Raw genomic sequence first — 22,411 nt, forward strand, 5'->3', positions numbered from 1 at the left:
ATGGAACGGATCGACATCTCTGACGGGCGGCGTGTCGCGGATCTGGTCGAAGCGGTCGAGCGCGGCGACGAGGTCGTGATCATGCGCGATGGCGCAATCGTCGCGGAAGTTCGGGTCCCCGCAGCCAAGGTTTTGCCCGGCGACGGGCAAACGAGCGAAAGCGGCATGATTGACCTCGACGCGATCCGCGGTTTCCATACCCGCTTCCCCGGTCTGCGCATTGAGAGCGCAACGACATTGATCCGCGAGATGCGCGACGAGGATGATCATTGAAGGCGTATTTCGATACGAGTGCCTTTGCCGCGATCCTCTTCGAAGACGACCGGTGGCAGCACATTGCCGACTGGATCGAGGCGCAGCAGACCCAAGGATGTTTCAGTGATTTCGGATGGGGCGAATTCGTTTCGGCGGTCGGGATGCGCGTACGCCTCGGCCGAATGCCCGCAGCGGAAGCGCGGGATTTTCTGGACGTCGTGTCGCCCGGGCTGCGCGGTTGGACGCGCGTCGAGATCGTGCCCGCCGACATTGCCGCTGCGACCGCGCTGCTTTCAGAATTCGCGCTCGGCCTGAGACTTCCCGACGCAATTCATATTGCGGTCGCTCAGCGTCTCGGGCTTACACTCGTTTCGACCGACATCCGCCAGGTCCGCGCCGCCGCCTCGCTCGGTGTCGCCGCGATCAACCCCTTGCAACCAGACGGGACTCCTTCTTGACCAAGCTTCGCGCCCTCGCCCCTTCGCTGCTGCTCGCCTCCAGCTTGCTCGCCGGTCCAGCGCTCGCCCAGCGCGCCGCGCCGCTGGTCGATCCCGCAGTTGCCGCGCTGCGCGACAAGGCGCTGAACGACGACTTGGCCTATGAGATCGTCGAAGGGCTGACCACCGAGGTCGGCCCCCGCCCCGACGGCTCGCTCAAGGAAGAGCGCGCGCGACAATGGGCGGTGACGAAACTGAAGAGCCTCGGCTTCAAGAACGTGCGGATCGAACCGTATGAACTCAAGAACGTCTGGGTGCGCGGCGTCGAGACCGCCGAGGTTGTCGCGCCGTTCGAGCAGCCGCTGCGGCTCACCGCGCTCGGCAATTCGGGCGCGACTCCGGCCGCGGGGCTGACGCTGCCGGTCGTCTTCTTCCCCTCGCTTGCCGATCTGCGACAGGCGCCCAGCGGCAGCCTTACGGGCAAGATCGCGTTCGTCTCGAACGCGATGCAGGCCAATCAGGACGGATCGGCCTATGGCCCCGAAGGCCAGGCGCGCCGTGCCGGGCCGAACATCGCGGCGCAAAAGGGCGCGAGCGCGATCGTGATCCGCTCGATCGGTTCGGACCATGGCCGCGGGCCACATGCCGGCGTGACCAATTTCGAGCCCGGCGTCGCGCCGATCCCCGCCGCTGCGCTGTCGGTCTCCGATGCCGACAATCTCGAACGGATGATCAAGCGCGGCAAGCCCGTCACGCTGCACCTCACGCTCACCCCGACCTTCGTGCCGAGCCGCATGTCGGGCAACGTCGTCGCCGAAGTCCCCGGTACCGACCCGAAGGCCGGCACGATTTTGATCGGGGGACATCTCGACAGCTGGGATCTCGGCACCGGGGCGATCGACGACGCGTCGGGCGTCGCGATCACCACCGCTGCCGCCAAGCGCTTGATGGACGCCGGCCGGCATCGTCGCACGATCCGCGTCGTGTGGTTCGGCGACGAGGAGACCGGCGGGTTCGGCGGCCTGGCCTATGCCAAGGCGCATGCCGGCGAGACGCACGCGATCGCGGCCGAATCCGACTTCGGCGCCGACCGCGTTTGGCGCTTCGAAACCAACCTGCCCGAAACCGCCAAGCCCGTCGGCGATCGGCTGAGCGCCGCGCTCGCGCCGCTCGGCATCGTCCATGGCGCCGGCATCGCCGGCGACGGCACCGATGTCGGCCCGACGCTCGCGACCGGGGTCGCGGCGGTCGATCTCAACCAGGACGGCACGCGTTATTTCGACTATCACCATACGCCCGAAGACACGCTCGAACGGATCGATCCGCAGCAATTGCGCCAGAATGTCGCGGCTTGGACGACGATGCTCGCGGTGGTCGCGGACGCACCCGAGGCAATCGGTCCGGTCACACCGAAACGATAAAGGCGGCTCGGCTCGTCGCAAATATGGCGAAAAGGTGGCAGAAGCGCCCGCCATCGGCTGATTTGCGATTGACGCACCGCAGCGGGACGTTATGCGTCCGGTCTTCGCGGCGGCATAGGGCCGGTTGCGAAACGCTTATTTGCTTGGGAGCAATTGCATGAAGAAGATCGCCCTTGTTCTCGTCGCCGCCGGCCTGGTTTCGCTCGCCGCTTGCAACAAGAACCCTGAAGCAGCTGCAATCGAAAACAACGCCGACGTCATGGCTGACGGCATCGACAACAATGCCTCGATGATCGACGATATGGCTTCGAACACCTCGAACGCGGTTGCTTCGGACGTCCTGTCGAACAAGGCTGACGAACTGCACGACGCTGCCGACAACGTCCGCGACGCGGGCGATGCCAAGGCTGACAACGTCGCCAAGGCTGCCAAGTAAGATTTCCGGGCTTCGGCCCGGGTCTGACGGATCGGGGCGTCTTCCTAGCGGAAGGCGCCCTTTTTCATGCCCGTTCAGGTGCCGCGAGCGAGGATCAGGTCGAGCGTGACAAGGTCGCGTGCGATCGTGGCACGATAGGAGGCGCCGCGCGGCGCCAACGCCAAAGCGCGCGACCAATAGGGCCGCGCCGCCCGATAGTCGCCGGCGTTGGCATAAGCGAGCCCCTCGAAGAACGGCGGCGCGGGATGCTCGGGTGCGAGCCGTGTCGCTTGCGCGAACGCCAGCCGGGCTGCGGGCGACATCGCGCCGTCGTGCTGCGTCAGCGCCGTCCCGAGCCCGGTCCAGAGCGTCAAGCTGCGCGGATAATGGTTGAGCCCGAGCAACACGACGGTCGCGCCGCTGCGACGACTGCCTGACCGCATCAGCGCGTCGGATGCCATCAGATACGCGCCATCGCCGGTAAAGCGCCCGAACATCGCATCGCGCAGTTCGACGATGTCGGGTGCGACCAGCACCGGCGCCGCATCGGACACCGCGAGATGTTCGCCGAGCCCGGCATGCTGCTGAAGCGCATAGCCCGCCGCCCCGAGCATCAGCGTCGCACCCGCCAGCGTCCACAGCCGCCGCGCCACGCCGCTCAGCCACAGCGCCGTCGCCACCGCGACGCCGATCAGGGCTAAGGCTATCCAGCCCATCATTGCGTGCACCGTCCCGTCATCGCGCCGCTCTAGGCGATTTCGGCGAAAGGTCTAAGCGCAAGCGACGCGCGGCCCGCAATCGGCAAGGCCGCGCGCGTTTCAGCCGCGGCCGATCAGCCGCTGTGCGATCGTGTCGGCGACGTCGGAGATCGGCGCGCCGGTGCGGTCAGCCTCGTCCCACACCTGGACGAGCCGATCGGGGATCCGCTTGATCCGCGTCTCGACTTCGTCACGGTCGCCCTGCCCGAGATATTCGAGCGCGACGTTGATGATGCCGCCGGCGTTGATGACATAGTCGGGCGCATAGAGGATGCCGCGCGCCTGGAGCGCCGCACCTTCGGCCTTGGTCTCGAGCTGGTTGTTTGCGCCGCCCGCGACGATCGTCGTGCGCAGGGCGGCGATCGATGCCGGGGTGAGGATCGCGCCGAGCGCGTTGGGGCTGACGATATCGGCTTCGACGCCGAGAATCGCATCCGCGGCCGCGGTCTGCGCGCCGAGTTCCTCGGCGAGCGCCGTGGCGCGATCGGCATTGACGTCGGCTAGCGTGAGCACGGCGCCGTCCTTCGCCAGCAAACGGGCAAGACCGCCGCCGACGCTGCCGACCCCCTGGATCGCAACGCGGACGCCCTTCATGTCGCTCGCGCCCAGACCACGCTGCGCCGCCGCCTTGACGCCGAGATAGACGCCCATCGCCGTATACGGCCCGGGATCGCCACCCGCGCTCCCCGCCGCGACGGGCAAGCCCGAGACGTGCTTGGTCCTGGTCGCGATCGTCTTCATGCTCGCTTCGGACATGCCGACGTCCTCGGCGGTGACGTACCGCCCGCCGAGCGAATCGACCGCGTTGCCGAACGCTTCGAGCTGCGCGCGGCTGATCGTCTCGCCGGGGTTCGCCGCGAGCACGACGCCCTTGCCGCCGCCCATCGGCAGATCGGCCATCGCATTCTTGTAGCTCATCCCGCGCGACAGGCGCAGCGCATCGGTGATCGCGCGGTCGTGATCGGCATAGTGCCAGAAGCGCACGCCGCCCGCTGCCGGGCCGAGTTTGGTCGAGTGGATCGCAATGACCGCGCGGAGACCCGAGGCCGGATCGGTGAAGAGGTGCACGCCCTCATGATCGTCGAAATCGGGGAAGCCCCAGCCGGTGGTCACGGACAAATTCCTGGCTGCTGAAAAGAATGGGGCGACCGACGGGACTTGAACCCGCAACATCCGGCATCACAAGCCGACGCTCTAACCAATTGAACTACGATCGCCGCAGAGGAAGCGCCCCTAGCGGGGTCGAGGGGCCAGCGTCAAGAATGGATCGATCAGAATTTACCGTCGATCGTCAGGCGATGCCCCGACGGGCTTGGCTGGAAGCCGCTTTGCTCGAGCTTTTGCGCGGCGGCCGCATCGACCGGCTTGACCGTCAGATCGGCGCGGAAGCGGCCCGGCAGCCACAGCCGCAGCGCGATCTGCTCGGTCCCCGCCTGGCTCGCGAGCGGCAGCAGCAAGGCGCCTGCGTCGCACCGTGCACTTCCGGCGAGCCCCTGCCCCAGGCTGATGCCCGCGATATCGGCGCCAAGCGTCGCCCTGACGCGACCTTCGGCGGTCTCGCACTTTCCGTCGACGAAATGAACGGTGACGGCGTCGAGATCGACCCCGCTGATCGGCAACGGGGCGAACACCGCGCCCGCGGGAACGCTCGCGGTCATGGCGTCGAGCCCGACACCGTGCCGCGACACGCTGACCGCGCCATGCACCGCGCGGCTCGCGTCGGCGGCCGTCGCGGGGCTCGCCAGATCGACGCGTGCGCGCCCGGCGAGCAACGCCCACGGCGAAAGCGATGCGCCAAGATCGCCGAGCGCGATGCTGCCCACCTGCGCCTCGCGCAACTGGCCGAACCATACGCTGCCGTTCGCCTCGCGCGCTGCGACACCTGCGGTGTCGAGCTCGAACCAGCCGAGCACGAAGCGCAGCGGGAGCAGGATCAGCAACGCCGCGAAGAACACCGCACCGAACAGCGCGACCGGGCCGGTCTTCAACCGAAAGCGCGTCATTGGCCCCTCGCCTTCAACGTCATCTGCACCGCGACGCCATGATCGCCGGTAGCGGTGGTGGCGAGCCGGTCGACCAGGATGCCCGCCGCCTCGAGCTCGGCGATCCAGCCGACCAGCGCCCCCGGCCGCGCCGAGGCGATCGCGATCTGCACACGATCGCCGCCCTGCGGGGTGACCGAGGCGAGCGCGAAGCCGGCGTCGTTGGCGCGCGCGCGAATCACCGCTTCGAGCGGGGCGTCGAGCGGCGCCACGCGCTGCGTCTGCGCCGCCTTGACGGCATCGACGCGCACCTGCGTCTCGCCGAGCGCGATCACCGCGTCGGCATGCCGCGCCTTCGCCGAATCGAGCGCATCGCCGAGCGGCACGACGAGGAAATAGCACAGCACCAGCACCGCGATCACGCCGGCCGCGAGCACCAGATACTGTTCGCGCTGCGTCCGCGCGCGATACCACAGGAGCAGCCGCTCGGTCATTGCGGTTTCACCATCAGATCCCCCGAGAGCCGGCCGTTGATCGTCTGGAACTGGCCCTGCGGCGTAGCGGCGAAGCCGCTCGCCGCGAGCCGGCGTTGCAGGTCGAGGATCTGCCCCTCATTCTGCACCCCGATCCCGACGCGGAGCGACCCGTCGGGCTCGAAGCCGAGCGTGCGCGCTTCGCTTCCCGGTGTCGCACGGATCGCGGCGAACACCGCCGCCGCCGTGCGGCTGAAGCCCAAGCCGCCGCCGCGGAGCCGATCGAGCCGCGCGGTCAGCTGCCGGTCGGCATCGCTCACCGCCTCGCCGCGCGCGAGCCCGCTGCGCGCGAGCAGATCGGCGCGGCGTTCGAGATCGTCGGCGGCGGTCGCATATTTGATCAGCTGGACGACGGTGATCAGCAAGGTCACCGCGACGATCGCCGCGCTCAGCCAGCCGAGCCGGCGCACCAGCGCCCAATCGACTCCGCGCCGGCGCTTTCGCGCGAACATCCCTTGCCGCAGATCGAGCGCCGGCGCCGCAACCGCCGCGACGATCGCAGTCTCGAACGCGTCGCGCGGCAGCACCACGGGCGCGACCCCGCCGGTGACGAGCTTGGTCAGCCGCGCTTCGTCGGCGAACCCGCTGGTGACGCCGCGCACGACCCCCTCGCCGCCGAGATCGGCGCGCAGATACCCCGATTCGGGCCGCGGCAGCAGCAGCGGCGCGGGAAGCAGCGCATCGGGGTCGACGCCGTTCTCGGCGAGCAGATCGAGCCACGCGCGCATCTGCAGCGCCGCGACGACGCCGATCGGGCGCTCGACCAGCGTGCCCTCGCGTCCGACCGCGACGTGGAGCTCGCCGATCGGGCTGGCGCTCGCATCGGCGGCGAGCAGACGTGCGGCGGTGACCGATTGCGCGAACGAGCGGTCGGGCAGCTCGGCCCAATGCAGCGTCACGGCGTCAGCCGGCGCGACCGCGACGTGCGGCACGGGCGAATCGGCCGCGAGCCGCGGGAAGCCTTCGCCGCGCGCGGTCACCGCGTCGCCGGCGATGCGCAGCCAGCGCCACGGCAGATCGTGCGCGGGAAGGAAGAGGACGAGGGTTTCGGTCATGATGGCTCGCCCCATTGCCGCGATACGAGCCGCGCGGGAAGCACCGTCGCGTCGATCAGTCCGGTTTGTTCCAGCGTGGTCCCGCCCAGCACGACGCGCACGCTGAGCGAGAACCACGTCGTCTTGACGTCGGTGAGCCCCGGCGCGTCGTCGCCCGTGCTGCTCCGTACCGCGCTTTGCGCCCAGAACGCCGTGCTGTTCGCGAAGCCCGCGGCCGGGCGTTGCAGCAGCACTTGCCGCACTGCCTCGGGCGATAGGCCGATCCGGAGCATCGCGATCAGCGGCGCCTGTTCGGGCAGCAGCGTGTTGACGTTGAGCTTCGACGGCGCGGCGACGGGCAAGGTGCACAGCCACGGGCGCAGCTTCTCGTAATCGCTGCGCGTCACGCCGCGCACCGCGCGGAGCTCGCTCGGGTCGGCCATCAGCGTGTTGGCGGTGCGATAGGGCTGCGCCCCGCCGCGATAGTCGCGGTCCTCGGCGCCGCCGGTGAGCGGCGCGTCGTCGCTGTCGATCCAGTCGGCTGCGGCGGCGGCGATCGCATCGGGCGACCCGGCCGCGGGATCGACCAGCCGGATCAGCCGCGCGAACTGCAGTTGCGAAGGGGTATAGGCGAAATAGTGCCCGCTTCTCGCGGGCGTCTCGGTGACGAGACTGTTGAGGTTGAAACAATTGCCGCCATCGACAACGGTCGCGGTCGCGGTGCCGTTCGCGATCGGCAGCGGGTATGGCGTGCCGCTCCAGCCGCCCTGCAGCGTGACCTTGTCGGGGCTTTGCCGCAGCAGGTCGCTGACGCGAACCACCGCGAGCGTCTCGGCCGCGAACGAGTAAGCGCGCGCCTGATCGAGCGCGACGGCGTTGCCGCCGAGCCGCGTCGCGAGCCGCAGCCGCTCGAGCGCGGTACCAGCGAGCACCGCGATCACCGCGACGAGCAGCAACACCGTGAGCAACGCCGCGCCGCGCTCGGAGGGTTTGCGATCACCCGACGCGGTCATCGATGCGCCTCCCATAGCCGGTGCCGACGAGGAAGAGCTGACGCGTCGCCACGCCATTGTCGCGCAGTACGCGCAGCTCGAGCGCATCGGGCAGCGGCGTCTGTGGCGTGCCGGTCCAGCGGTCGCTCCACGCACCCTTGATGCGGTAGCGCATTGCGACCCGGCGGACGTGAGTCAGCAGCGGGGTCGGCGGCAGCGGCGCGGCGCCGTCGAGCATCGGATAGGCGGTGCGGGCGAGTGCGCCGTTGACGACCCCATATTCGACCTTCTGCACGCTCGCGCGTGGCGTGCCGTCGAGGTTGCTCCAGCCGCTGCGGACGAGGCGGAGCAGCGGGGCCGCGGCGGCGCCAGCCTCGCCGGTGAAGGGCGGCAGCACGCCGCCGGTGTCGTCGCGCGTCGCGCGGGTCGTCGCCTCGGCGAGATCGGCGGTGAGGATCGCGCCCAGCCGGTTGAACGCCGATACGTCGTCGAGCTTGCTGCCGGTCGCGGTCTGCGCGCGGACCGAGAAGGACAGCAACGCTACGCCCGCCGCGGCGAGCAGGCCGAAGATCAGCAGCGAGATCATCACCTCGACCAGCGTGAAGCCGTGCTCGGCAGGGCGCCGCGTCACGAGGCGCGCGTCCCGTCGCGCACGACGGTGAGATGCCCGGCGTTGCGACCCGCGGGATCGCGCACCATGACGTCGATCCGCACCACGCGGACGTTTCCAGTCGGCTGCACTGTCCGCGTCCAGCTCCAGGCACGGCCGCCATTCTGCTCGACGCCGGAGGCGGTGCCGAGCGTGGGGGGACGCGCATCGGTCATCGCCTCGATCGCGACGTTGCGCGCGACGGTCTGCGCAAGGAGCGTGGTGTCGAGCGTCGCAGCACCGCGGATCGTCGCCCCCTCGAGCCGGATCAGCGCGAGCGCGGCGAGGCTGAAGACCGCGAGCGCGACCATCATCTCGATCAGCGTGAAGCCGCGCGCATTAGCCACCGACCCGCACCTTGCCGTCGTTGCCGATCTGGACGGTGAGCCGTTCGGCATCGCGTTCGAGCGTGACGTCGAGCGGGCGGTCGGTGCTGCCGACCGAATCGAACACCACGCGGTCGCGCGATCCGCCCACCGGGACCGCATGCGTCCCCTTGCCCCATTGCGTCACGCGCAACGGCTTTTCGGCCATCGCGACCCAATCGCCATCGACGCGTTCGTCGAAGCCGTACCCGCCCTCGGAGATCCACACGCTGATCGGCTTGGCGCCGACGACGGCGAGATCGCGCGCAGCGCTGGCGCGCGCGGCGAAACGCGCCGCTTCGTCGGCAAGGCGGCCGCGCGGATCTGGCAAGGCAAGCACCACCGCCGCGCTGGCGAGGCCGATGATCGTGACGACGACCATCAGCTCGATCAGCGTGAAGCCGCGCTCGCCTGTGCGCCGGTCAAAGCCGCGCTTGCGCGCGGGGGGCTTATTGCCAGCTACCGATATCGGCATTGACGCCCTCGCCGCCTTCCTTCTTGTCCGCGCCGAGCGTCCAGACATCGGCTTCGCCATGCGCGCCGGGCGCCGCATAGAGATACGGCTTGCCCCACGGATCGAGCGGGAGCTTCTTGATATAGCCGCCGCGCTGATATTTCGACGCGTCGGCATCGGCGGGGGCCGAAACCAATGCCTGCAGCCCGTCGGTGGTCGAGGGGTAGGAATCGTTCTGCAGCTTGTAGAGATCGAGCGCGCCTTCGATCGTCGAGATGTCGGCCTTCGCCTTCACGATCTTGCCCCTGTCGCCGAGCGGCAGGACGTTATAGGTCACGATCGCGGCGAGCAGCCCGATGATGACGATCACCACCATCAGCTCGATCAGCGTGAAGCCCGACTCACCGTCATTCCCGCGAAAGCGGGAATCCCGCTTCTGCTGGCGGGAGGAAGCAGCGGGATTCCCACTTGCGCAGGAACGACGGATGGGGGGCATTGCGAACCTCGTCATGTTATTGGCCTGCCAGGGTGTTGAGCTGCAGGATCGGCAGCAGGATCGATAGCACGATCGTCGCGACGACACCCCCCATCACGACGATGATGATCGGCTCGAGCAGCGACAGCGCGGTCGTGGTGAAACGGTCGAACTCGCGCTCGAGATACTCCGCCGCGCGTTCGAGCATGTCGTCGAGCTGTCCCGCGGTCTCGCCCGATGCAGCGAGATACGTCAACAGCGGCGGAAAGACGCCCGCGCGGCGCATCGCCGCCGAGAGGCTGCCGCCGCCGCGGATCGATTCGATGATCTCGTCCGATGCCTGTTTGAGGCGGAGATTGTGGATCGTGCTGCCGGTCAGCGTCAGGCCTTCGAGCAGCGGCAGACGGCTCGCCACCATCGTCGCGAGCGTCCGCGCCATGCGGGCGGCGTGGAGATCGCGGAACAGGCGGCCGAGTAGCGGCAGTCTCAGGAGCCAGGTGTCGAAGCCGAGCTTGATCCGCGGGTTCTTGAGCGCGCGCCACGATCCGAAGCCGGTGAGCAGGATGACGAGCAGGATCGCCCACCAATAGCCGACCATGAAATTCGACAGCCCCATCACGACGCGCGTCAGGAACGGCAGCTGCTGCCCGACGGTGTCGAACTGCTCGACCACCTGTGGAACGACGAACACCATCAGCGCGGTGACCACCGCCATCGCCACCACCGCGAGCACCGCGGGATAGGCGAGCGTGGTGATGATCTTGCCGTTGATCTCGGCCTGGCGCTCGAGCAACACAGACAGGCGTTCGAGGATGACGGGCAGCGAGCCCGAGCTCTCGCCCGCCGACACCATCGCGCGGTAGAGCGAGGGGAAGCTCTTGCCCTCGCGCGCCATCGCCTCGTGCAGGCGGCGGCCTTCGACGACGCCGGCATGGACCGACTCGACGATCGCGCGGACATGCGGCTGCTCGGTCTGGCGCGAGATCGTGCGCAGCGATTCCTCGAGCGGCGAGACGCGATTGAGCGTGGCGAGCTGGCGGGTGAAGAGCGTGAGCTGCTTGGTGCTCATTTTCTTCGAGCCCAGCCGCAGGTCGGAAAGGAGCGGCTTGCCCTTGGGCTGGCGGCCGGAACCGGGTTCGACCTTGACGACATAGAGCCGGCGCCGGTCGAGCAGCACGCGCGCGGCGTCGATCGAGGACGCGGCGATTGCCCCGCGGGTTTCGCGTCCCTTGGTGTCGATCGCGAGATAGTCGAAGTCAGGCATCTTCTACCCCTCTCCCATCGGGAGAGGGTGGCCGAGCAAAGCGAGGTCGGGTGAGGGCAGCGCGGCCAACCGGCGTGGGCTGCCCTCACCCTTCCGCCGCCTGACGGCGGCTCCCTCCCTCTCCCACAGGGAGAGGGACTTATTCACCCGCCACCTCCGGCACCACCATCGGCGCCTCGGCATCGGCCATGTCGCGCCTGGAAACGCGCACCGCTTCCTCCGCCGTCGTCACCCCGTCGCGCACCAATTGCCGCGCCGCCGACCCCAGCGTCGGCGCGTGCGCGAAGGCATGCCGCGCGATCAGCGCCTCGTCGCCGCCATCGTTAATCAACCGCCGCACCGTTTCGTCGATCCGGATCGCCTCGTACACGCCGACGCGGCCCTTGAACCCCGTTCCCTGGCACTGCTCGCACCCGACCGCCTGATACACCACCGCGTCCGGCTCGAACCCGAGCAACGCCGCTACCGAGCCCTCGGCCGCCACCGGCCGACGGCAATGCTCACACAAGCGCCGCACCAGCCGCTGCGCGATCACCGCGCGCAGCGTGGACGCCAGCAGGAACGGCTCGACTTTCATGTCGCGCATCCGCGTGATCGCGCCGACCGCATCGTTGGTGTGGACCGTCGACAACACGAGGTGCCCGGTCAGCGACGCCTGCACCGCGATCTCGGCGGTCTCGCGGTCGCGGATTTCGCCGACCATCACGACATCGGGATCCTGCCGCAGGATCGCGCGCAGCCCCGCGGCGAAGGTCAGCCCGACCTTGGCGTTGACCTGTGTCTGTCCGACCCCCTCCATCGCATATTCGACCGGATCCTCGACCGTCAGGATGTTGCGGCTGCCATCGTTGAGCAGCCGCATCGAGGCGTAGAGCGTCGTCGTCTTGCCCGAGCCGGTCGGCCCGGTGACGAGGATGATCCCGTTGGGCTCGGTGATCGCGTCCTTAAGCAACTGGTTGATCGCCGCGGTCATGCCGAGCACGTCGAGCGTGATCCCGGCATTCTCCTTGTCGAGGATACGCAGCACGACGCGCTCGCCGGCGCGACTGGGAAGCGTCGAGACGCGCACGTCGAGCAACTTGCCGCCGAGCGTCAGCCCGATGCGCCCGTCCTGCGGTACGCGCCGCTCGGCGATGTCGAGGCGTGCCATCACCTTGATGCGGCTGACTACGACGGGGGCGACGTGCGGCGGCATGCGGAGCGTCTCGCGCAGCACGCCGTCGATCCGCATGCGGACGACGAGGCCGGTCTCGTACGGCTCGACATGAATGTCCGACACGCCGTTGCGCGCGGCGTCGGCGATGATGCCGTTGATCAGCCGGATCGCGGGGGCGTCGTCGGCGGTGTCCAGCAAATCGTCGGCGGTGGGGAGATGATCGGCGAGTAGGTCGAGTTCGTCGCCGAGGCCGAGCGTGCCGGCCGCCATCGCGGCGGCCTGACCGTCCATGGCATAGGCTTCGGAGAGCAGGCGGTCGAATTCGGTCGCGGCGACGAAGGTTACGTCGAACGGGCGCGCGAGGTGGCGGCGGAGTTCGAGCAGAACTTTGGGGTCGGAACCCTCGCGCATTGCGACGGTGAGCTGGTCGTGACTGGGGTCGAGCACCACGCCGAAGCGGCGGGCGAATGCGTAGGGGATGGTGGCCGAACCAAGGAAACGCCCCTCCCCTTCAGGGGAGGGGTTGGGGGTGGGGCGGGTCTCACCGAGACCGGCGCCAGCAATTGCGGCACGGCCCCACCCCGCCCCCTCCCCTGAAGGGGAGGGGCTAGAAACAGAAGCAGCGCCCTCCCCCGCCATCACCGGTCCCGCTTCGTGTGGATCACCGTGCTCGAACTGCGCTGCACCGGCACCATGATCCGCGGGTCATCGACATTGCCGAGCACCGGCGCACTCGGGATCGGTGGCGCCGCGCCCATGTAATCGCGCACCAACTGGTCGATCGACGGCTCGTCATTGGGCATCGCCAGCCCCTGCTGGAGCCGCAGATAGCCGTAGCGCTGCTCGGTCAGCTTGCGGCTGTCGTCGGCGGTGCGCAGGATCGTCGGGCGGATGAAGATCATCAGATTGGTCTTTGTCCGCGACTTGGCTTTCGAACGGAACAGGTTGCCCAACCCCGGAATATCGCCAAGCAACGGGATCTTCTCGATCGTCCGCCGCTCGTTATCGTCGAGCAGGCCGCTGATCACCGCGATGTCGCCGTCGTCGACGGTGCGGATCGTCTCGACCTCGCGCTTGTTGAGGATCAGGTCGCTGTTGGTGGTCGACACCGGCCCCGCGATCGAGCTGACCTCGAGCCGCAAATTGAGCTTCACCGTTCCGGAGGAATTGACCTGCGGACGCACCGTCAGCTCGATCCCGACGTTTTCCCGTTGGGTCGTCTGGAAGGCGTTATCGAAATTGGTCGACAGCGCCTTGCCGGTGGTGATCGGGATTTCCTGGCCGACCAGGCTGTGCGCTTCCTGATTGTCGAGCATTACCAGATGCGGCACCTGGAGCAGGTTCGACGTCGTATCGCTCTTCACCGCATTGATGATCGAGCTGAACACCGTATCGCCGATCTTGCCCGCCCAGCCGCCGAAGCCGCCGCTCGCGCCGAGCACCGAGCTGATCGCGCTCTGCGTCAGCGAATCGCTCGCCGTGCTGTTGGTGCTGGTCGTGACGGTCGAGCCGTTGATCGTCGTCGTCGTCGTCGCGAGCTGGCGCGCGCCGATCGCGCCCGCGATCGTCAGCAGGCTCGGCGCGGTGTTCTGGAAGCTCGACGCGGCGAACACCCCGCCCTTGAGATTGGCGATCGCGAACTGCGCGCCGAGCGAGCTTGCGGTCTGGTCCGAGACTTCGGCGACGATCGCCTCGACGAGCACCTGCTCGCGCCGCGTGTCGAGCTGCTGGACGACCTCGGCGAGCTGGCGCTGGACCTCGGCGGGCGCGGCGATGACGATCGCGTTGGCGCCGACGAAGCGCGTCACTACCGAAGCGGTGCGCCCGCCCGAAGTGATCGCGGTCTGTGTCGGAGCGTTGCCGGTGTTGGTCGTGTCTTGCTGCTGCACTGCAGGCGTATTGGCGGGGCGCGAGCTGGCGTTATTGCCCGTGCTGCCGGTCGACTGGCTGTTGCTGCCGAAATTGGACGCCGAGAGCTGCTGGTTGGTGATCGGCGACGGCGTCTGGCCGACGAGCTGCTGGAGGACGGGCAGCAATTGCTCGGCATCGGCATTCTCGAGGAAGATCACCTTGATCTCGGTGCCGTTCTTGGCGCGGCGATCGAGATCCTCGGCGACCGCGGCGAGCCGTGCGACCGAGGTCGCATCGCCGCGAATCGCGACCGAATTCGAGCTGTTGACGGCAACGACACTGACCGTGCCGCCCGCCGCGGCGGGGGCCGCCCCCCCAGCCCCGCCGCCGCCCGCGCTCTGCCCGGCGAGCGCCTGCAACGCGGTCGCGATCTCGCGCGCGCCGGCATTCTTCAACGCGATGATCCGCGTCGCGGCGGTATCGGTGTCGATCTGTCGCAGCACTTCGCGCACGCGGCGGACGTTGTCGGCGAAATCGACGATGACGAGGCTGTTGCCGCCGCGGTTGGCGCTGACCGAGCCCTGCGGCGAGATCAGCGAGCGCACCGTGTCGACCGCCGATTGCGCATCGATCGAGCGCAGCCGGACGATCTCGGTGATATAGCTGTTGCTCGTCGCACCGCGCGCACCGACGCGGCTCGGCTGCGAGGCGGCGCTGTCGGTCGGCTGGATGCGGAACGCGCCGTTGGTGGTAGGCACGGCGACCAGCCCGTTGGCGCGCAGCGTCGAGAGGAAGATCTCGAAATATTGCGACTTGCTCACGGGATGATCGGTGACGACGGTCACCTTGCCCTGGACGCGCGCGTCGATGATGAAGGTCCGCCCGGTCACGCGCGCGGCATCGGCGATGAAGGCGCGGATATCGGCGTCTCGGACGTTCATCGTCTGCTGCGCATGCGCCGCCGCTGCGAGCGAGATTGCGAGAATGGGCGTCAGGATCAGTTTCTTCATTGCCCCGCAATCGTAATGACGAGTGGTACCGTGTCGCTGCCGCGTTCTACCGTGAAGGCGAGCGTTCCGCCCTTGGCATATTGTGCGCCCAGACGCTCTATGTCTTCGCCGCCGCCGACGGGTTTGCCGGCGATCTGTGTGATGACGTCGCCATCGCGCAACCCTGCCGCGCGGAAACCGGCACCGCTCCCCTGTTGCCGCACGGTGAGACCGCTGACGCGGCCGCCGTCGATCCGTGGAATGAAGCCGACGTCGCGGCGCAACTGCGCGAAGCTGACGCCTTGCGGTCCGACCGCGACCGGCGGCGTCGCGGGGGCGCCGGCCAATGCGCCGCCACCGAGCAGTGGCGGGCCGCTTGGCATGGCGGGCGCGATGGGCGCCTGTTCGGTCTGCGGCAGGTACAGATCCTCGGCCGCGCCGCCGCGATCGATCGTGACATGGTCGAACGCGACTGCCTTTAGCCGCACCCCGGGCATGATCTCCTGCCCGACCGCGACGCTTTGCTGGACCCCGTCGGGCCCGGCGATGATCGCCGAGCCGCCGCCCTGCGCTTCGTCGATCCGCACACCGAACAGCGTCAGCTGGAGCGTGGTGACGACCGAAGGCCCCGCCGCATCGCCGCCGCTCGCGCGGTAGAAGGGATCGAAGCCGCGCAAGATCGCTTCGGGCGACCCCGCGACCCCGCCCTGTTCGGGGCGCCAGATCCCGACCGGGCCGACCGGGGTCAGCACCGCCCAGACCAGCCGCGCGCTCTGGATCGCCAGCAGCGCGATCAGCGCCAGCTCGAGCGTCGAATAGACCGTCGTAACCGGAAGCCGCCGCAGGAAAGCCCGCGCGCGCGCATCCAAAACCAAGCGCATGTGGACCCCATCCCCGATCGCGACGTCCTATCGGCAGCCGTGTTACCGCCACGTAGCGCCGCTGTGAACCGTGTACGTGACAGATTGCCGATCGGATGCGCGGTCATCGGCTGGAAAACCCGGTAAAGCTTTGGCAAGACGTACGGTGTGACCGAAGCTCCCGCCTCGCCAGCCGCCGCCCGCTTCGGTTCGGGTCTCGATGCCGTCGCGATAACGGGCCATCTCGCGAGCCAGCCGGGCGCCCAGCGCGTGCCGTCGCCCAAGCTGACCCTGTTCCTTCGTCGTCGGTTTCTCGATGCCGAAACCTGCGCCGGCCTGCGCGCCGCGGTCGATGCGACGCGGCGCCCCTCGACCGTGTCGGACTTCAACGGCGACCGCGCGTTCCGAACCAGCGAGACGGGCGATCTCGATCCGCTCGACCCGCTGACGATCGCGCTCGACTCTAAGATTGCGGCCTTCACCGGGCTCGATCCGGCGCATGGCGAACCGATCCAGGGACAACGCTATGCGGTCGGCCAGGAATTCAAGCCGCATACCGACTATTTCGATCCGCTTGGGGTCGATTTCGATCGCTACTGCGGCATCGCTGGCAACCGCACCTGGACGGTGATGGTCTATCTCAACGAACCCGAAGCCGGTGGCGCGACTCGCTTCAAGGCGATCGACAAGATCATCCAGCCCGAAACCGGCAAATTGCTCGCCTGGAACAACCGGCGGCCCGACGGGTCGCCCAATCCGGCGACGCTCCATCACGGCATGAAGGTCCGCGCGGGCGCGAAATACGTGATCACCAAATGGTTTCGCGAACGCCCGTGGCGCTAAGGCAGGCGACATAGAAAAGCCGCCCGACCCTCTCGGGTCCGGCGGCTCCTGAATGGTGGGCGCGGCAAGGATTGAACTTGCGACCCCACCCGTGTGAAGGGTGTGCTCTACCACTGAGCTACGCGCCCGCTGCCCCTGTCCCGCGCGATGCGGCGGAGCGAAACGGATAAGGGCGGCCTGACGCCGCCCTGGTGCCAGTCTCTTAAAACGAGCCGGCGCGGTTTGTCCAGCGCCGATGCCCGGAAATTCGGGTCAACCGATCAGTTGACCGAGTCCTTGAGACCCTTGCCGGCCTTGAACTTGGGCTGCGACGACGCCTTGATCGTCATCGGCTCGCCGGTGCGCGGGTTGCGGCCGGTCGAAGCCTTGCGCTTGCTGACCGAGAAAGTCCCGAAGCCGACGAGACGCACTTCATCACCCTTTTTCAGCGCGGCCGACACTGCATCGAACACGGCTTCCACGGCCTTGCTTGCATCACCCTTGGTCAGACCCGACGTGTCGGCCACCGTCGCGATCAGTTCCTGTTTGTTCATGGCCACGAAACCCCCGTTTATAAAAAAGATAATGAAATGATTCCCAGGCGAAAGCCGGTGGCGCAGTAAGGCGGCTTGCATCGGGGCTGTCAAAGCAAAAACACCCCCGCCGCCGGTGAAAACGGCGAGGATGCAACAATATACGCTAATCCGAGCTTAATGGTGGAGTTCACCCCCGATTGCCGGCACGCCGACGGGGGGTTGCGCGGCGAGATCGTCGGCCTCGGTCCAGTCGATCGCGGTGAGTGGACCCGTCAGAGCGAGCCGCAGAACCTCGTCGACATGCGCCACCGGGATGATTTTCAGACCGTCGCGGATGTTGGCCGGGATGTCCGCCAGATCCTTCTCGTTCTCGTGCGGGATGAGCACCGTGGTGATCCCGCCGCGCAAAGCGGCGAGCAACTTCTCCTTGAGCCCGCCGATCGGCAGCACGCGGCCACGCAGCGTGACTTCGCCCGTCATCGCGATGTCGCGGCGTACCGGCACGCCGGTCAGCGTCGAGACGATCGCGGTGACGATGCCGATCCCCGCCGATGGTCCGTCCTTGGGTACCGCGCCTTCGGGCAGATGGATGTGGATGTCCTTGCGCGCGAAGATGCTCGGCTTGATCCCGTACGACGGCGAGCGCGCCTTGATGAAGCTGAACGCGGTCTCGATCGATTCCTTCATCACGTCGCCGAGCTTGCCGGTGATCTTGGCCTGACCGCGCCCAGGCACGGTCACGCTCTCGATCGTCAGCAACTCGCCGCCGACCTCGGTCCAGGCGAGCCCGGTGACCGCGCCGATCTGGTTCTCCTCTTCACCCAGGCCATGACGATACTTCTTCACGCCGGCGAAGTCGGACAGATTGTCGGGCGTCACGGTGACGCTCGTCGTCTTGCCCTCGAGGATCTGGCGCAGCGCCTTGCGCGCGAGCTTGGCGATCTCGCGCTCGAGCGTGCGGACGCCGGCTTCGCGCGTGTAATATTGGATCAGCGCGCGGAGACCCTCGGTGGTGAGCGCGAACTCGCCCGCCTTGAGACCATGCGCCTCGATCTGCTTTTCGATCAGATGGCGCTCGGCGATCTCGACCTTCTCGTCCTCGGTATAGCCCTCGAGCCGGATGATCTCCATCCGGTCGAGCAGCGCCTGCGGCAAGTTTAGCGTGTTCGCGGTGGTCACGAACATCACGTCCGACAGATCGACGTCGATCTCGAGATAGTGATCCTGGAACTTGGCGTTCTGTTCGGGATCGAGCACCTCGAGCAGCGCCGACGCCGGATCACCGCGGAAATCCTGGCCGAGCTTGTCGATCTCGTCGAGCAGGAACAGCGGGTTGCTGGTGCCGGCCTTTTTGAGATTGGTCACGATCTTGCCCGGCAGCGAGCCGATATAGGTCCGGCGATGCCCGCGGATCTCGGCTTCGTCGCGCACGCCGCCCAAGGACTGGCGGATGAACTCGCGGCCGGTCGCCTTGGCGATCGACTTGCCGAGCGAGGTCTTGCCGACGCCGGGCGGGCCGACGAGGCACAGGATCGGCCCTTTCAGCTTGTTGGTCCGCGCCTGCACGGCGAGATATTCGATGATCCGGTCCTTGACCTTCTCGAGCGCGTAATGGTCCTCGTCGAGCACCGCTTGCGCCGCCGAGATGTCCTTGCGGATCTTCGACTTCTTGCCCCACGGGAGGCCGAGCAGCACGTCGAGATAGTTGCGCACGACGGTCGCCTCGGCGCTCATCGGCGCCATCGTCTTGAGCTTCTTGAGCTCGGCAGTCGCCTTGGTGCGCGCCTCCTTCGAGAGCTTCATCGTCGCGATCTTCTGCGTCAGCTCGGCAATCTCGTCGCCGTCGCCGTCATCGCCCTCGTTGCCGAGTTCGCGCTGGATCGCCTTCAACTGCTCGTTGAGATAATATTCGCGCTGGGTCTTCTCCATCTGGCGCTTGACCCGCGACTTGATCTTCTTCTCGACCTGCAGGACGCCGAGCTCCCCCTCCATGAAGGCGAACACCATCTCGAGCCGCTTGGCCGGATCGCGCTCGATCAGCAGCGCCTGCTTGTCGCTGACCTTGACCTGGATGTTGGCGGCGACCGCATCGGCGAGCTTCGAAGGATCCTCGATCTCGCCGAGCTGCACCGCGGTCTCGGCCGGCAGCTTGCGGTTGAGCTTGGCGTAATTCTCGAACTGGTCGATCACCGAGCGCATCAGCGCCTTGAGATCGGGGCTGAGATCGTCGGGGGTGAGCTCGCCGACGCGCTCGCCCAGCTCGTCGCTCGCGGCTTCGAGGTCGTCCGAACCGGCATCGCCTTCGAGCATCTCGACTTCGGCCGAGAGATAGCCGTCGCTCTGGACGAGCGAGGTCAGCGCGGCGCGGCGCTTGCCCTCGACCAGCACGCGCACGGTGCCGTCAGGCAGCTTGAGCAATTGCAGCACGACCGCGGTGACGCCGATCTCGTAGAGATCGTCGCGGTCGGGGTCGTCCTCACTGGGGTCGAGCTGCGCGACGAGGAAAATCTCCTTGTCGGCGGCCATTGCGGCTTCCAGGGCTGCGACCGACTTGTCGCGCCCGACGAACAGCGGCACGATCATGTTGGGGAAGACAACGATGTCGCGCAGCGGCAGGACGGGATAAGCCTGAGTGGACGGGGTGGCAGAAGCTTGGGTCATGGATACTCCGAGGTCGCGACAAGGCCGCGTGCTTGACCCCTTATATGGGGGGAGTTGCCGATCCATCAATCGCCGAGCGCTTTTGGGCGGGGCAATCGCGCTTGCGGCGCTGCCCAATCGGCTCGCCGCCGCGGAGCGCGGCGGCGGCGGCCCCGTCGCGCGGGCGTTCGCCGCCGCCGGGGGACGCGATCGGCTGGCGCGTGTCCGTAGTCTGTCGTGGACCGGCGTTGCGCGGACGATGCTCGGCACGGTACCGGTCGTGCTCCATGTCGAAAGCCGAATCGAGCCGTTCATCCGCTCACGCGCCGACACCTGGCTGACGACTGAGGGGCGCGGCGCCGCGCGCACCGTGATGATCGAGCGCGACAGCGCCTTCGTCGTACAGGACGGCGCACAGACCGCGCTTCCCGCGCTGCAAGCGCGGTTCGAGCGCCAGCGGCTTGGCGCGTTCGCCTATCTGCTGCTCGCCCCGGCGTTCGTCTCGGCAGCCGGGCCGAACCGGCTCAACGCGGCGCACGACGGCTATCCGCCGATCGCGCTGACGCTAGGCCGCGATGGCGCGATCGCGACCGCCGACTATGTGCTTTCCGCACCCGACCCCAGCGCCGCGGCGATTCGCCAGCATTTCCGCTTTGCCGGCAGCGTGCGCGCGCAAGGCGTCCGCTTCCCGCGCGTCACGACGATGCTACAGGACGGTCGCCCGTCGCTGCAGTTGACGATCATCGATTTCTCCGTGGAACTGAGCCCCGCATGATCCCTGTTCGTATCGCTCTCCTGTCGAGCTGCCTTGCGCTCACCGCTGCCGCTCTGCCCACCAAGGGCGAGCCGCCGCTGACCGCGCAGACGCAGAAATCGGGCGGGCCGATCGATGCCGAACAGGCCAAGCTCGGCTTCGACGCCGCCGACCTCGCGTTCGAGGTGCTGCCCGAGACCGAGACGCTGCGCGGCGTTGCGACGCTGCGCTTCACCGCCAAGGCGCCGCTGACCAAGCTCGTGCTCGATATCGACCGCAACCTGCCGGTCGATGCGGTTGCGATCGACGGCGCTGCGCTCGCGCCATCGGCATGGCGCAACCCGGAGGGGCAACTCGTCGTCACACTGCCGCGCACGATCGCGGCGGGCAGCCATGTCACCGCCAAGCTGACCTATGGCGGCACCCCGCACGTTGCGATCAACGCGCCGTGGGATCCCGGTGTCGTCTGGGCCAAGACGCCGAGCGGCGCGCCGTGGTTCGGCACGACCGCAGAGGGCGCCGGGTGCGACCTGTTCTGGCCGTGCCTCGATTTCCCGACCGGCGAGCCGGGCGTCGTCACGCTCCACATCACCGTGCCCAAGGGGCTCAAGGCGCCGTCGAACGGCGTGCTGCTCGGGGTCGACACACTCGCCGACGGACGCACGACGTGGAACTGGCGCGTCAAACGGCCCAACACCTATGGCGTCGCGCTGACGGTCGGGCCGTTCGAGGAGATCGCGGGCAGCTACAGGAGCCGCTACGGCAACACGATTCCGATGTCCTATTGGTACCTCCCCGGGGAAGAGGCCAAGGCCAAGGCGCTGTTCGCCGAATTCGCCCCGACGCTCGATTTCTTCGAAAGCGAGGTCGGCCCCTACCCGTTCGGCGACGAAAAGCTCGGCGTGGTCGAGACGCCGTACAAGGGCATGGAGCACCAGACGATCAATGCCTACGGCAACGGCTATGCCAAGGCGCCCGAAGGCTTCGACTGGCTGTTCCAGCACGAATTCGCGCACGAATTTTTCGGCAACCAGATGACCGCCGCCAATTGGGACGATTACTGGCTGCACGAGGGCTATGGCAGCTACATGCAGCCGCTCTATGGCCGCTGGCGCGAGGGCGAGGCGCGCTATGCAACGATGCTGTCCGACCAGCGCAACAAGATCGCCAATCTCCGCCCCGTCGTCTCGGGCAAGATCCGTACCGAGGAAGAGGTATACGAAATCGGCAAGGGTGGCCCGGGGCAGGACATCTATTACAAGGGCTCGTGGATGCTTCACAGCCTGCGCACGCTGATCGGCGACCGCGCGTTCCGCGAGGCGACGCGGCTGCTCGTCTATGGCCGGCTCGACCCGCGGCCGGGCAATTTCGTGCCGCGCTACGCCTCGACTGCGGAGTATGAGCGGATCGTGCGGCGCGTGACGGGCCGTGATTACGACTGGTTCTTCGACGTCTATCTGCGCCAGGCGGCGCTTCCCGAACTGGTCGAGACGCGCAGCGCGACGCGGCTTGCACTGCATTGGCAGGCGCCGGGCGGCGGGCGCTTTCCGATGCCGGTGGACGTGCAAGTCGGCGGGCGGATCGTGCGACTCACCATGGCGGGCGGCTTCGGAAGCCTGCCGGTGCCGCGCGCGGCGCATGTCGTGATCGACCCCAATGCCAAGCTGCTCCGGCGTTCGATCGCGATCGAGGACTATCAAGCGTGGCGTGACGCCGCGGCAAAGGCGGCGAAACCGACCAATTGACAGCGCTGGTGTCCTAGTCGCATA

23 protein-coding genes and 2 tRNA genes are annotated in these 22,411 nt (G+C 67.8%); 7 read left to right on the plus strand and 18 right to left on the minus strand.

Going from position 1 to position 22,411, the window contains the following annotated elements; all coding sequences use genetic code 11:
- The 4 genes from RH90_RS15360 to RH90_RS15375 all read left to right on the plus strand — a co-directional run bounded on the left by RH90_RS15360 (position 1) and on the right by RH90_RS15375 (position 2,549).
- Positions 1 to 273 carry a hypothetical protein gene (locus RH90_RS15360; RefSeq protein ID WP_010186803.1) on the plus strand — a complete coding sequence of 91 codons (273 nt, stop codon included), beginning with the start codon at positions 1 to 3 and terminating at the stop codon, positions 271 to 273.
- Positions 270 to 713, plus strand: a complete 444-nt coding sequence (locus RH90_RS22135) for a type II toxin-antitoxin system VapC family toxin (RefSeq protein ID WP_010186804.1) — start codon at positions 270 to 272, stop codon at positions 711 to 713. Before RH90_RS15360 ends, RH90_RS22135 begins: the two co-directional genes overlap by 4 nt.
- The gene (locus RH90_RS15370; protein WP_010186806.1) at positions 710 to 2,113 is read left to right on the plus strand and encodes a M20/M25/M40 family metallo-hydrolase; all 1,404 of its coding nucleotides are present in this window, start codon (positions 710 to 712) and stop codon (positions 2,111 to 2,113) included. The genes RH90_RS22135 and RH90_RS15370 overlap by 4 nt, the downstream gene beginning before the upstream one ends.
- Positions 2,114 to 2,270: 157 nt before the next feature.
- Positions 2,271 to 2,549 carry a hypothetical protein gene (locus tag RH90_RS15375; RefSeq protein WP_010186807.1) on the plus strand — a complete coding sequence of 93 codons (279 nt, stop codon included), beginning with the start codon at positions 2,271 to 2,273 and terminating at the stop codon, positions 2,547 to 2,549.
- 74 nt (positions 2,550 to 2,623) lie between these two features.
- Here RH90_RS15375 and RH90_RS15380 read toward each other — a convergent pair whose 3' ends face one another.
- From RH90_RS15380 to RH90_RS15450, 15 genes are all read right to left on the minus strand, one after another.
- Complete coding sequence (locus tag RH90_RS15380; protein WP_198283415.1) at positions 2,624 to 3,247, minus strand: tetratricopeptide repeat protein; 624 nt, start codon at positions 3,245 to 3,247, stop codon at positions 2,624 to 2,626.
- Between the two features lie 99 nt (positions 3,248 to 3,346).
- Positions 3,347 to 4,399, minus strand: coding sequence for a Leu/Phe/Val dehydrogenase (locus RH90_RS15385; RefSeq protein ID WP_010186811.1), 1,053 nt, complete (start codon positions 4,397 to 4,399; stop codon positions 3,347 to 3,349).
- A gap of 27 nt (positions 4,400 to 4,426) precedes the next feature.
- Positions 4,427 to 4,503 (minus strand) — tRNA-His (locus RH90_RS15390).
- 54 nt (positions 4,504 to 4,557) lie between these two features.
- The gene (gene gspN, locus RH90_RS15395; RefSeq protein WP_010186813.1) at positions 4,558 to 5,289 is read right to left on the minus strand and encodes a type II secretion system protein N; all 732 of its coding nucleotides are present in this window, start codon (positions 5,287 to 5,289) and stop codon (positions 4,558 to 4,560) included.
- Entirely contained in the window at positions 5,286 to 5,762 is a 477-nt protein-coding gene (gene gspM / locus RH90_RS15400; protein WP_010186815.1) for a type II secretion system protein GspM, read from the minus strand. Before gspM ends, gspN begins: the two co-directional genes overlap by 4 nt.
- Entirely contained in the window at positions 5,759 to 6,856 is a 1,098-nt protein-coding gene (gene gspL / locus RH90_RS15405) for a type II secretion system protein GspL (RefSeq protein WP_010186817.1), read from the minus strand. The genes gspM and gspL overlap by 4 nt, the downstream gene beginning before the upstream one ends.
- Entirely contained in the window at positions 6,853 to 7,848 is a 996-nt protein-coding gene (gene gspK / locus RH90_RS15410; protein ID WP_010186818.1) for a type II secretion system minor pseudopilin GspK, read from the minus strand. The genes gspL and gspK overlap by 4 nt, the downstream gene beginning before the upstream one ends.
- Positions 7,832 to 8,458 carry a type II secretion system minor pseudopilin GspJ gene (gspJ, locus tag RH90_RS15415; RefSeq protein ID WP_010186819.1) on the minus strand — a complete coding sequence of 209 codons (627 nt, stop codon included), beginning with the start codon at positions 8,456 to 8,458 and terminating at the stop codon, positions 7,832 to 7,834. The genes gspK and gspJ overlap by 17 nt, the downstream gene beginning before the upstream one ends.
- Positions 8,455 to 8,823 (minus strand): type II secretion system minor pseudopilin GspI, encoded by a 369-nt coding sequence (gene gspI / locus RH90_RS15420; RefSeq protein ID WP_010186820.1) that lies wholly within the window; start codon positions 8,821 to 8,823, stop codon positions 8,455 to 8,457. The genes gspJ and gspI overlap by 4 nt, the downstream gene beginning before the upstream one ends.
- Complete coding sequence (locus RH90_RS15425; RefSeq protein ID WP_010186822.1) at positions 8,816 to 9,316, minus strand: GspH/FimT family pseudopilin; 501 nt, start codon at positions 9,314 to 9,316, stop codon at positions 8,816 to 8,818. Before RH90_RS15425 ends, gspI begins: the two co-directional genes overlap by 8 nt.
- Positions 9,291 to 9,806, minus strand: coding sequence for a type II secretion system major pseudopilin GspG (gspG, locus tag RH90_RS15430; RefSeq protein ID WP_442852463.1), 516 nt, complete (start codon positions 9,804 to 9,806; stop codon positions 9,291 to 9,293). Before gspG ends, RH90_RS15425 begins: the two co-directional genes overlap by 26 nt.
- A gap of 1 nt (position 9,807) precedes the next feature.
- Positions 9,808 to 11,034 carry a type II secretion system inner membrane protein GspF gene (gspF, locus tag RH90_RS15435; protein WP_010186824.1) on the minus strand — a complete coding sequence of 409 codons (1,227 nt, stop codon included), beginning with the start codon at positions 11,032 to 11,034 and terminating at the stop codon, positions 9,808 to 9,810.
- Between the two features lie 139 nt (positions 11,035 to 11,173).
- Positions 11,174 to 12,640 carry an ATPase, T2SS/T4P/T4SS family gene (locus tag RH90_RS15440; RefSeq protein WP_010186825.1) on the minus strand — a complete coding sequence of 489 codons (1,467 nt, stop codon included), beginning with the start codon at positions 12,638 to 12,640 and terminating at the stop codon, positions 11,174 to 11,176.
- A 188-nt stretch (positions 12,641 to 12,828) separates the two neighbouring features.
- The gene (gene gspD / locus RH90_RS15445; protein ID WP_010186827.1) at positions 12,829 to 15,051 is read right to left on the minus strand and encodes a type II secretion system secretin GspD; all 2,223 of its coding nucleotides are present in this window, start codon (positions 15,049 to 15,051) and stop codon (positions 12,829 to 12,831) included.
- Complete coding sequence (locus tag RH90_RS15450; RefSeq protein ID WP_010186828.1) at positions 15,048 to 15,911, minus strand: type II secretion system protein N; 864 nt, start codon at positions 15,909 to 15,911, stop codon at positions 15,048 to 15,050. The genes gspD and RH90_RS15450 overlap by 4 nt, the downstream gene beginning before the upstream one ends.
- 147 nt (positions 15,912 to 16,058) lie before the next feature.
- Here RH90_RS15450 and RH90_RS15455 point away from each other — a divergent pair, with 147 nt between their 5' ends.
- Positions 16,059 to 16,733, plus strand: a complete 675-nt coding sequence (locus RH90_RS15455; RefSeq protein WP_010186830.1) for a prolyl hydroxylase family protein — start codon at positions 16,059 to 16,061, stop codon at positions 16,731 to 16,733.
- A gap of 53 nt (positions 16,734 to 16,786) precedes the next feature.
- Here RH90_RS15455 and RH90_RS15460 read toward each other — a convergent pair.
- The 3 genes from RH90_RS15460 to lon form a co-directional block, all read right to left on the minus strand.
- Positions 16,787 to 16,861: transfer RNA gene (locus RH90_RS15460), tRNA-Val, on the minus strand.
- 132 nt (positions 16,862 to 16,993) lie between these two features.
- Positions 16,994 to 17,266 (minus strand): HU family DNA-binding protein, encoded by a 273-nt coding sequence (locus tag RH90_RS15465; RefSeq protein WP_010186832.1) that lies wholly within the window; start codon positions 17,264 to 17,266, stop codon positions 16,994 to 16,996.
- 156 nt (positions 17,267 to 17,422) lie between these two features.
- Entirely contained in the window at positions 17,423 to 19,909 is a 2,487-nt protein-coding gene (gene lon / locus RH90_RS15470) for an endopeptidase La (RefSeq protein WP_010186834.1), read from the minus strand.
- 82 nt (positions 19,910 to 19,991) lie between these two features.
- Between lon and RH90_RS15475 the strand changes: the two genes are divergently transcribed.
- Positions 19,992 to 20,663: a hypothetical protein gene (locus tag RH90_RS15475; protein WP_010186836.1), complete on the plus strand. Its 672-nt coding sequence runs from the start codon at positions 19,992 to 19,994 to the stop codon at positions 20,661 to 20,663.
- Entirely contained in the window at positions 20,660 to 22,387 is a 1,728-nt protein-coding gene (locus RH90_RS15480; protein WP_010186839.1) for a M1 family metallopeptidase, read from the plus strand. The genes RH90_RS15475 and RH90_RS15480 overlap by 4 nt, the downstream gene beginning before the upstream one ends.
- Positions 22,388 to 22,411 lie beyond the last annotated feature (24 nt).

This window comes from Sphingomonas sp. PAMC 26605 (genome assembly GCF_000241485.1).
Classification (GTDB): Bacteria; Pseudomonadota; Alphaproteobacteria; order Sphingomonadales; family Sphingomonadaceae; genus Sphingomonas.

What these genes read in the sequence shown, in the direction of transcription:
- RH90_RS15360 (WP_010186803.1), top strand. Translation starts at nt 1, where the DNA reads ATGGAACGGATCGACATCTCTGACGGGCGGCGTGTCGCGGATCTGGTC.
- RH90_RS15375 (WP_010186807.1), top strand. Translation starts at nt 2,271, where the DNA reads ATGAAGAAGATCGCCCTTGTTCTCGTCGCCGCCGGCCTGGTTTCGCTC.
- RH90_RS15380 (WP_198283415.1), bottom strand. Translation starts at nt 3,247, where the DNA reads ATGATGGGCTGGATAGCCTTAGCCCTGATCGGCGTCGCGGTGGCGACG.
- gspN (WP_010186813.1), bottom strand. Translation starts at nt 5,289, where the DNA reads ATGACGCGCTTTCGGTTGAAGACCGGCCCGGTCGCGCTGTTCGGTGCG.
- gspM (WP_010186815.1), bottom strand. Translation starts at nt 5,762, where the DNA reads ATGACCGAGCGGCTGCTCCTGTGGTATCGCGCGCGGACGCAGCGCGAA.
- gspL (WP_010186817.1), bottom strand. Translation starts at nt 6,856, where the DNA reads ATGACCGAAACCCTCGTCCTCTTCCTTCCCGCGCACGATCTGCCGTGG.
- gspK (WP_010186818.1), bottom strand. Translation starts at nt 7,848, where the DNA reads ATGACCGCGTCGGGTGATCGCAAACCCTCCGAGCGCGGCGCGGCGTTG.
- RH90_RS15425 (WP_010186822.1), bottom strand. Translation starts at nt 9,316, where the DNA reads ATGCCGATATCGGTAGCTGGCAATAAGCCCCCCGCGCGCAAGCGCGGC.
- gspG (WP_442852463.1), bottom strand. Translation starts at nt 9,806, where the DNA reads ATGACGAGGTTCGCAATGCCCCCCATCCGTCGTTCCTGCGCAAGTGGG.
- gspF (WP_010186824.1), bottom strand. Translation starts at nt 11,034, where the DNA reads ATGCCTGACTTCGACTATCTCGCGATCGACACCAAGGGACGCGAAACC.
- gspD (WP_010186827.1), bottom strand. Translation starts at nt 15,051, where the DNA reads ATGAAGAAACTGATCCTGACGCCCATTCTCGCAATCTCGCTCGCAGCG.
- RH90_RS15450 (WP_010186828.1), bottom strand. Translation starts at nt 15,911, where the DNA reads ATGCGCTTGGTTTTGGATGCGCGCGCGCGGGCTTTCCTGCGGCGGCTT.
- RH90_RS15465 (WP_010186832.1), bottom strand. Translation starts at nt 17,266, where the DNA reads ATGAACAAACAGGAACTGATCGCGACGGTGGCCGACACGTCGGGTCTG.
- lon (WP_010186834.1), bottom strand. Translation starts at nt 19,909, where the DNA reads ATGACCCAAGCTTCTGCCACCCCGTCCACTCAGGCTTATCCCGTCCTG.
- RH90_RS15480 (WP_010186839.1), top strand. Translation starts at nt 20,660, where the DNA reads ATGATCCCTGTTCGTATCGCTCTCCTGTCGAGCTGCCTTGCGCTCACC.